The sequence below is a fragment of the Roseovarius gaetbuli genome (genome assembly GCF_900172365.1).
Lineage (GTDB): Bacteria > Pseudomonadota > Alphaproteobacteria > Rhodobacterales > Rhodobacteraceae > Roseovarius > Roseovarius gaetbuli.
Map to the genome: position 1 here is coordinate 1 of NZ_FWFJ01000074.1, position 9,262 is coordinate 9,262.

The window sequence follows — 9,262 nt, forward strand, 5'->3', positions numbered from 1 at the left end:
TCCTCTGGCCGTTCAACGCCGCTCAGCAGCTCATCCAGTAGTTCTTTGGAAATCGTCATTGTCATCATGCTCCTTCGTTTTGGAAGCATGGGCCAAATTACTCATACACAGAAGGTCGGACACTCTCGGATTGCTTGGTGTCATCTTGCAGATGACGATGGTCATGATGACCTCGATCGCGCTGACACGCGAGATAGAGCGGGGCACCATGGAAAACCTGCTCGCCATGCCGACAACGCCGCTCGAGATCATGTTGGGCAAGATCCTGCCGTTCTTCGGCGTTGGTGCAGTACAGGTTCTTGTGATCCTGTTTGCCGCAAAGGTTCTCTTCGGCGTGCCATTTATCGGCTCGTTCGGTCTGCTTCTTGCCGCGATTCTCATTTTCGTGCTGGCAATGGTGTTGATCGGCTACACGATCTCGACGTTTTCGCGCACCCAGATGCAGGCAATGTAGCTGGCCTTCTTTTTCTTCCTTCCTTCCTTCGATCCTTCTGTCGGGGTTCATGTTTCCGTTTGGCGGCATGCCACGTTGGGCGCAGCTATTGGGCGAAGGCTTGCCGCTGACCCATTTCCTGCGTCTGGTCCGCGCAATCATGTTGAAGGGCGCGCAAGCCCCGGATGTCGCGAGACCGATCCTTGCACTGGTTGTAATCGTCCTGGCCTACGCGGTGGTCGCACTCTTGCGCTTCCGGCGAACGCTTGATTGACGGTTTTTTTGACTGAAAACCGGGAGCCCGCCTGTTCAGCGAGAACGGCCAAAGCCAAATGGCTTTTTCCAAGCCGACAGGGTCCCACGAAATGGGCGAGATTCATCGGCGTATCTGTCAGCGCTCTTGGATATGGGCGCGCCGTCTGAAAAAATCGGTGAGGGCGAAGGTAGGGGGGCTGACAACATTGACGCGGCCTGCGGTCAAGGAAGAGCTTGAGCCTGAGTGGCCCCCGGGCAGAGAAGGAAGAGAACGATGATAAGAAATTTTGGTGACCACGCAGCGAATGAGCGCACCTTTCTGGCATGGGTTCGAACCGCTGTCTCCATTGTTGGTTTCGGGCTGGTGGTCGCACGGGTCGGCCCACCGCAAAACACGCACTGGTCAGAGATGGCCTTGCTGATCTCGGGCGCCGTCGTGGTTGTAGTTGCGTATTTGCGAAAACGCGCTCTGCGAAAACGTATCGCGCAGGCGCGGGAAGCCGACGACGACACAATTCCGGCTGATACGCTTTTGCTGCTTATGGTCGTCGCCATGTTTGCGTCACTTGCATTTTTTGCGGTCAACGTGTCCTAGAAATCTGCCGATGTTTTGCGGCGAACGGACAAGTCTCCGACGCTCTCGTAATCCGGACAGACCTGCGGGACAGTTTTGCGATCCCCTCAGCCAGTCTCCGAGAGCTTCATGCGGCCTGGCGATGTTGGAAAATCGCCCCCCGTTTGTTCAGCTCTGCTTGTGGAGTGTGTCATCCCTTTGACCTCGGCGTGATTGACGGGTCAAAAGTTGCACATTTCATGGGCCGACTTCCCCAAGCTCTGCGAGATTGAGAATGCTGTCCCAAGGCGCGTCTCAAACAGGCATTAGTCCAATATCTCAAGTGCCAGGGCGATCCCCTGACCCCCGCCGATGCACAGTGTGACGATGCCCCGTTTCAACCCATCCCGCGCCATTGAATAAACCAGCCGCGTCGTCAAAACAGCGCCAGTGGCGCCAATTGGATGTCCATGCGCAATCGCACCCCCTTCAACATTGACAATATCTTCAGGCAGGCCAAGTTCCGTCATCACCGCGAGCGCGATAGCGGCAAAGGCCTCGTTGATTTCAAACCGTTGAACATCACCAATCGCCCATCCGGCGCGTTCAAGGGCTTGGTGCACTGCGGGGACCGGCCCCAGACCGAACATGCCGGGCTCAACGGCGCATATTCCGTAACTGACCAAACGGGCCATTGGCTCGACGCCCCGTGCCTCGGCCCAATCAGCATTTGCAACGATCATCGCCGCAGAGCCGCTGTTCAGACCCGGCGCATTGCCGGCAGTGATCGTGCCGTCCTTGCGGAATGCGGGTTTGAGGCGGGCCAGGCTTTCCTTCGTGGTATCCGGTCGATTGTGTTCGTCCTTCTGAAATGTCACTGATCCCTTGCGGGTTTTCAGGACGACCGGCACAATCTCTTTTTCAAAAACGCCAGCGGATTGCGCTGCGGCAAACCGCTTTTGGGATCGCAAGGCCCAGGTATCCTGTGCCTCACGAGATATGGCGAACTTGTTTACCAAATCCTCCGTGTGCCAGCCTGAGTGTTCACCCGAAAACGCATCGTTCAGACCATCGCGAAGCATGCTGTCAAAAATCTCGGCAGTGCCCATGCGGTATCCCCAGCGACCGGCATTCAGAAGATAGGGGGCCATATCCATATTCTCCATGCCGCCCGCCACGGCGCAATTGAGGTGGCCCAGCCAAATCTCCTGAGCGGCAGAGACAATTGCCTGGGCGCCCGAGCCGCAAACGCGATTGACGGTCATGGCCGGAACCGAAACCGGCAAACCTGCCGATATTACTGCCTGACGTGCTGAATTCATCTTGCAGCCTGCTTGAATGACGTGCCCCATGAATGCGGCCTGCACATCACTCTTCTGCAGCTTTGCCTGCTCCAGGGTGGCATGGATCGCCAGCCCGGCCAGATCCGAGGCGGGCATTCGTTTCAGCGTACCACCAAAGGTTCCGACAGGCGTTCGTTTCGGCGCGCAAAGAACGACATGTGTGCGGGACATTTTCGTTTCCAATCAGGTTTGAGCTTTCTCAAAGGATAGCTCTCGCACAGAGATGGAAATTGACCCGGATCAATCAGTATGGTCGCCGATGTCTATCCTGCAGCCTGAGCAATTTGCGTCTCTTGCGGGTCTTCGCTCAGAGGTAAACCCGTCAGCGTGTCTGACGGGGAGGGGCGGCGCGCGTCGTGTAGATATGTACGGACTATCGGGACACTTGTAAGCGTTAGCTAACCCGCTGGTTCTGTTCAGCTAACGCTTACATACCAGAGAGGCTGGAGTCCGTACATATCTACACTCTGGACTGACAACAACGAGCGACCCAACATGGGCATCGGCGGTATCACACCCGCTATAAAGCTAAAAACAGCTGCGTGAATTCTACGGCTGGACCCCATTAAAAATGGGGGGATTGCCCTGACGCCACATACGTTCATGTCAGCTTTGGATATTTGGTCGTTTCGGTTTTGGCATCGTCAATCTCCTTTGTGTTGAAGATCAACAGACTGCAAATCGCAGCTTGCGTCAGTGTCCGAATTTCGCGGGGTAGCTCACTTATGGGCCTGCCAGTGTCTCGAACACCCTCTCACGATCCGACAGCACCAGCAAAAGGACCAGATCACCCGGTTGCACCTGGTCAAGTATCACCTTTGCGCCCTTGGACGGGGAGCTGGCGCGCAGGATGTTTTCGGGTTTGATCCCGGCGGCGATGGCCGACGCCTCGATCAGACGTGGTGTTTCGTTCAGGGCACGCCCGCGCAAATAATCCGCGATTTCTGCGGCAACGATCAGGTCGGGCTGAAACTGCAGCGCCGTCGTTGCCGCATCATCAATATCCTGATCTGAGCGGTCTCCGGGTTGGCTCAGCATGAGGAAGCGCCGGGTCGAGGGAAACACCGACAATGCATCGCACACCGCCGCAATCGAATGGGGGTTATGCGCAAAATCAATGAACACGCGCGCGCCATTGTAGCGGAACTCATTGAAGCGGCCGGGGTTGTCGCGAGGATCGGAGACAAAGCCTGTAAGCCCCTCCCGGATAGCGTTCTGCGGGATGCCGAGCGCCGTGCAGACACCAAGCGCCGCAAGCGCGTTGCGGACATTGTGCTTGGCCGCGCCCGAAAAGGTGATCGGCACGTCCGCGATGGCAATCGACCATGTCTCGGTGGTACCGTCGAAAAACACCAGCGCGTCGCCCTTGCGATAGGCGCAAGGCTGGCCTTGCGTGCGCGCCTGCGTGATCAGGGGGGCCGCGGCATCAAGCGAAAACCACCAGATTGCCGCGCTGACGTTGGCGGCCTCAAGCACCACATTCGGATCATCCGCGTTCAGGACAAGAACGCCATCTGCCGCCAAGGCGCGCGCCACCGCAAACTTGGCCTGGGCCAGTTCGGGCAGTGTCATCACCCCATATTCGCCAAGGTGGTCGCGGGCCACGTTTGTGACCACGGCCACGCGGGCGCGGCGGCTTGGCAGGCCCCGGCGCAAGATGCCGCCGCGCGCCACTTCCAGGCAGGCAATCTGAACCCGCGGGTCGCGCAGAACCATCCGCGCGCCGCCGGGGCCGGAATAGTCGCCGCGATCAAGGATATCATCCCCGACCTGCACCACATCAGTCGAGGTCAGCCCAACCACCTTGCCCGCCGCGCGCGCAATCGCGGCACACAGGCGTGTTGTGGTGGTCTTGCCATTGGTGCCGGTGATAAAGGCCAATGGGATATCATGAATGTCCGACCAGGCAACATCCTGCGGGGCAGGCAAGCCTTGGGTCGGCCATATGCGCGAGCCTACCCCATGGCCAAGCGAAACCGCATGATCATCGCACAGGATATCAACATCATGCGCAGAGGCGGCCGCGATCAAGGCGATCAGAGCCGGGTTTTCCTCTTGCGCCATCACCGTTTTCAGATCGTTGATCATGTCATCGAACGGCATCGGCCCGGTCTGCAACAGCTCTGCGGCGCAAAAATGCCACGCCGTCTGGGCGGCGAATATCGCCGAGTAAAGCTGATCAGGCGGCGCGGAGATCGCCAGATTGACACCCCCCCGGAAACGGCGCCAGATCAGGTCTTCGCCCGCCCAGCCAAGCGCATCAAGCACACGGCGCGCATGTTTCTGCCAGAGACCTGTCAGGATATCGGGCTCGACATCCTCAAAGTAGATATCCAGTACCGCGCCGGGGCGGTCCCAGATAAGGCCCGGCCCGGTCAGGCGGCGCGCGGGCTCGACACGGATATGCTTGACCTCGGGCAAGGCGATCTCAAGGGCGCTTTCAAGCTGTTCGATACGGTCCATCAGAGCACCCTGCTCAATCGCCGTCTTCGACATCATCGCGGGCAAGGCGCACACCGCGCGCATCGCGCACCATGCTTGAATCCCCGTCGATCATTTCTTCAAACGGGACAGCCTGCTGAAGGCTGACGGAACTGGAAACAGCAGTGGTGTTTTGATCGGGCGCGTTGAAATAGATGATCTGCTTCCAGCAGCGCGCGGAGCTATCCCCGAAGATGATCACAAGATCGCCCGGCTTGGCCATTTCAAGGCTGGCCGCAACTGCGTCTTCCTCGTTGGGAATGACCGAAATCTGATCCTCGGCAATGCCGTTCTTCAGAAACTCGGCGCGGAACATCTGGGGAATTTCGTCATGGCCGCGCTTGCGCCGGTCGTCATCGGCCTTGCAGATGAAGTGATCGAAATGCCCGGCAAGCGTGCGCGCCGCATCGGCCACGTCACAATCGCGCCGATCCCCCGGCACCGAGAGCACGACAATCCGCCGCCCCTTGACCTCAAGACGGTCGGCAAGATCGGCCATCGCCGCAAGAGCCGCGGGGTTATGGCCGTAATCAAGGATCACCTTGAAGGGATGCTCGTCAAACACGTTCATGCGGCCCGGCGCCTGAAAATAGCTGGTGTCGAAGGTCCGCAACCCGTGGCGGATATTGTCGAGATCAACGCCGAAACTATACGCCATCGCTGCCGCGAACATCGCGTTCTGAACGTTATGTATAGCCTTGCCTTCAAGCGTTGCAGGGATCAGGTGCGACCACAGCACAGGCATGTGCAGCCCGTTGTCATAGATCGTCAGCATATCGCCGTTCATGCCCTGCTCCAGCACGATCGCCTTGCCGCCTGCCTTGATATGTTCTTTCACCAGGGTGTGGCCCGGGTTGACGGTGACATAAAAGATTGAACCAACATCGGCATAATCGGCCATTTTCAGGCAATTGATGTCGTCGGCATTCAGCACCGCAGTTTCCGTGGCACTCTCAATCACCACGCGCTTGACCACGGCCAGTTGCTCGACTGTCTCGACGCCCCCCAGACCAAGATGGTCGGCTGATACGTTCAGACAGGCCGCAACGTTGGAATGCTGATAGCCAAGACCGCTGCGCATAAGGCCGCCACGGGCGGTTTCCATCACCGCGAAATCGACCTTGGGATCGCGCAGCACGATCTGCGCCGATTTAGGGCCGGTCATGTCGCCTTTGACGCTGAGCTTGCCATCCACATAGACCCCGTCGGTCGAGGTCATGCCGACGATCTTGCCGCTGGCCTTCATGATATGGCCCAGCATCCGCGAGGTCGTCGTCTTGCCATTGGTGCCGGTGATCGCGGCAATCGGAATCCGGCTTTGATGTCCCAGCGGGAACAGCATGTCGATCACCCGGCCAGCCACATCTCGCGGCTGCCCCTCGGACGGGGCAACATGCATGCGAAAGCCGGGTGCTGCGTTCACTTCGACAATCGCGCCGCCGATATCCTTGTAGGAATGGGTGATATCATCAATCAGGAAATCGACCCCGCCGACATCCAGCCCCACGGCCATGATCGCGCGTTCGGCCATGTCGCGATTGTCCGGGTGAACCACATCCGTAAGGTCAATCGCCGTGCCCCCGGTCGACAGGTTCGCCGTCGAGCGCAGGTAAAACACCTCGCCCTTGGGCAGGACGGTCCCGGTGCTATAGCCGGCCTCGGCGATCAGGCGCTTGGCCTGATTGTCGATCTCGAGCATGGTCAGCACCTTCTGGTGGCCAATGCCACGGCGCGGGTCCTCGTTCACGATATCCACAAGCTCGGCAATTGTGTGCGTGCCGTCGCCTATCACATGGCCCGGCACCCGCTTGGCCACCGCGACCAGCTTGTTGTCGACCACCAGCATGCGGTGATCAAACCCGGTGACAAAGCTTTCGACCAGAATAGCGGCACTTTTGGAATGGGCCTCGGCCTCGGCAAAACCAGCCTCGACGTCCTCGTCTTTGGTCAGGTTGATCGACACGCCGCGCCCGTGATTGGCATCCAGCGGCTTGACCACAACCGGAAAGCCGATCCTGTGGGCGGCCTGAACCGCCTGTTGGGCGTTATAGACAATGCGCTGTTGCGGCACCGGCAGGCCGAGATCGTTCAACAGGTTATGAGTGTCTTCCTTGTCACAGGAAATTTCGACGGCGATATGTTTGGTCTCGGAGGTGATCGTGGCCTGAATGCGCTTTTGGTATTTGCCATGACCGAACTGCACCAAGGAGCCTTCATTGAGGCGAATCCACGGGATATCGCGATCCTGTGCGGCCTTGACCAGCGAGCCGGTTGAGGGGCCGAATTCCTTGCGCTGCGCGTGGAGGACAAAGCTGCGCAATTCGGCCTGCAAATCGAAGTCCGGGTCGCATTCATAGGCAACCTGCGCCTGCAATTCTTGTGGCAGAAGATGCATCAAAAGCCTGAGAGCAAGGTCGCCGGCGGCCAGACCTACGTCGCGCTGTCGATAGGCATAGACCATGTTGTACTGGCCCGGCACCCCGGTGCTGCGCGTGCGCCCAAAGCTGACATCGGTGCCCGCGACGTTTTGAATTTCAATCGCGCAATGCTCAAGGATATGACCCATCCAGGTACCTTCATCCTCGCGCAAGCGACGCAAAAAACCGCCCGGTTCGCCGTAGGAACAGCCATGGCTTGCCAGCCCCGGCAAGGCCTCGGCGAGCCCCTCGGTGAAATCAGGGCCGATTTTCACAGAGGGCCAATCTTCCAATACTCCAAGATCAATCACATGCCTGATAACAGGAAAACTTGCCCAGACGTTCGGCCCGACAAAGACATTGGTTGAGAGTATTTTCAAATGGCTACCTCGTTGATTGATAATGAACCGCCCCGCAGGGTGGCATGTTTAAACGTCTGAGACCGGCAAGGTGCAAATTGGCAAATGCTCTTGCGGTGGATACCCGACGCGGGCCTTTAGATCATAACGACATCCCTCGCCCATCACGTCAAGGCGCAGCCCCAAAAGGCTTAGCGCCTCGCCGGGTCTGGCATCCCACATGGAAGAATGGGTCAGCTGGCTGGCATCCACCACCGTGACCGTGCCACTGCCGACCACTTCCAGCACGTTGTCAGGGCCGATAAAGGCGGCGGTGTCTTCGTCGATGCCAAGCCCTACCAGAAACGGATTATACGATGACGCCGTCAGCAGACGGCCCAGGCGGTTGCGCTGTGTGAAATGCTGATCGATGATCACCGCATTGGTCAGCCCGATGCCCGGCGCAAGACTGACGGTACCCTCTGCCGGGGCCTCGTTATCGGCGCCGCCTGCCACCATATGCTCGGACATGATCGAGGCCCCCGCCGACGTGCCCGCGACCGGAACACCCGCTGCGTTGCGACGCCTGATCTTTTGCGCCACCAGCGTCCCGCCAAGAATGGCCGAAAGCCGCACCTGGTTTCCGCCGGTCATGAATATGCCAGTGGCCTTGTCGAGCATCTTGGAAAACTCGGGATTATCGCAATCGGCACGGTGTGTGATCGGCAGGAAGTCGACATTGCCCGCGCCCAGACTGGAGAAGATGCGATGATAATCCGGCCCTGTCTGGTCCAGCATCGACGCGGTCGGGATAACCACGATATAGGCATCCGCGCCGCCCGACATCTCAACAAACCTGCGGTGAATTTGCATTTCCTTGACGCGATCTTCGCCCCCGCCGATCGGGATGATAAACCCGCGTTCGCTTTCATCGGCCAATGATGCTGGACACATAATGCTTTTATATCCTTCGACTGCCTCAATCAGGTCGCGCTTTACGACCCGCACAGGTCCATCCTATGGCGTCGACACCACCAAAATACCACGCAAAAGTCGAGATAATGGCCGAAAGTCAAAGGACTTTATCAAGAACATTCACATCCGCACCTTATCTTGCGCACAAAAGCAGGCTTTCAAACAACTATCAAGAGATCCACCAGGCTATTTCCGAGGGCGCAAATACATCGCAAACTGTGGGCGGCCCGCAAAGCGTTAATCTCGAACGCGCCATCACAACGAGCGTGTTTTCTGTCGGTCGGCCATCGTAAATCGCTACCGGATCTTTTGGCGGTGCAGCGGATGACCGTTCTCCGCCGATTCTGTGGAAAAACAACGTGTTGCTGTTGCAGAAAGTGTGGTTCTGAACAGAGCGCGAGCGCCTTTTCTATCAGGCTTTGCGCGTTTGCTGCGGTGCAGGAAGGATCTTGGCCAGTTTGCGGAGG

At 58.3% G+C, this 9,262-nt stretch carries 7 protein-coding genes; 3 read left to right on the forward strand and 4 right to left on the reverse strand.

Annotated features, from left to right (window positions below; translation table 11 throughout):
- From ROG8370_RS21290 to ROG8370_RS18985, 3 genes are all read left to right on the forward strand, one after another.
- A partial coding sequence (locus ROG8370_RS21290) for an ABC transporter permease (RefSeq protein ID WP_281252714.1) occupies positions 1 to 454 on the forward strand: 454 nt, incomplete at its 5' end.
- A 67-nt stretch (positions 455 to 521) separates the two neighbouring features.
- The gene (locus ROG8370_RS21295) at positions 522 to 707 is read left to right on the forward strand and encodes a hypothetical protein (RefSeq protein ID WP_370738354.1); all 186 of its coding nucleotides are present in this window, start codon (positions 522 to 524) and stop codon (positions 705 to 707) included.
- A gap of 255 nt (positions 708 to 962) precedes the next feature.
- On the forward strand, positions 963 to 1,283 hold the full coding sequence (locus ROG8370_RS18985; RefSeq protein ID WP_085828709.1) for a YidH family protein: 321 nt from the start codon (positions 963 to 965) through the stop codon (positions 1,281 to 1,283).
- Between the two features lie 284 nt (positions 1,284 to 1,567).
- Here ROG8370_RS18985 and ROG8370_RS18990 read toward each other — a convergent pair whose 3' ends face one another.
- The 4 genes from ROG8370_RS18990 to ROG8370_RS19005 form a co-directional block, all read right to left on the reverse strand.
- Positions 1,568 to 2,755, reverse strand: a complete 1,188-nt coding sequence (locus ROG8370_RS18990; protein ID WP_085828710.1) for a thiolase family protein — start codon at positions 2,753 to 2,755, stop codon at positions 1,568 to 1,570.
- Between the two features lie 552 nt (positions 2,756 to 3,307).
- A complete protein-coding gene (locus ROG8370_RS18995; protein ID WP_085828711.1) occupies positions 3,308 to 5,110 on the reverse strand; it encodes a Mur ligase family protein in 1,803 nt (600 codons plus the stop codon).
- Positions 5,061 to 7,862, reverse strand: coding sequence for a cyanophycin synthetase (gene cphA, locus ROG8370_RS19000; RefSeq protein WP_085828712.1), 2,802 nt, complete (start codon positions 7,860 to 7,862; stop codon positions 5,061 to 5,063). The genes ROG8370_RS18995 and cphA overlap by 50 nt, the downstream gene beginning before the upstream one ends.
- Positions 7,863 to 7,910: 48 nt before the next feature.
- Positions 7,911 to 8,774, reverse strand: coding sequence for a cyanophycinase (locus ROG8370_RS19005; protein ID WP_085828713.1), 864 nt, complete (start codon positions 8,772 to 8,774; stop codon positions 7,911 to 7,913).
- Positions 8,775 to 9,262: the final 488 nt, after the last annotated feature.

Coding starts and splice junctions, on each gene's coding strand:
- ROG8370_RS21295 (WP_370738354.1), top strand. CDS start 522: ATGCCACGTTGGGCGCAGCTATTGGGCGAAGGCTTGCCGCTGACCCAT.
- ROG8370_RS18985 (WP_085828709.1), top strand. CDS start 963: ATGATAAGAAATTTTGGTGACCACGCAGCGAATGAGCGCACCTTTCTG.
- ROG8370_RS18990 (WP_085828710.1), bottom strand. CDS start 2,755: ATGTCCCGCACACATGTCGTTCTTTGCGCGCCGAAACGAACGCCTGTC.
- ROG8370_RS18995 (WP_085828711.1), bottom strand. CDS start 5,110: ATGCGCGCGGTGTGCGCCTTGCCCGCGATGATGTCGAAGACGGCGATT.
- ROG8370_RS19005 (WP_085828713.1), bottom strand. CDS start 8,774: ATGTGTCCAGCATCATTGGCCGATGAAAGCGAACGCGGGTTTATCATC.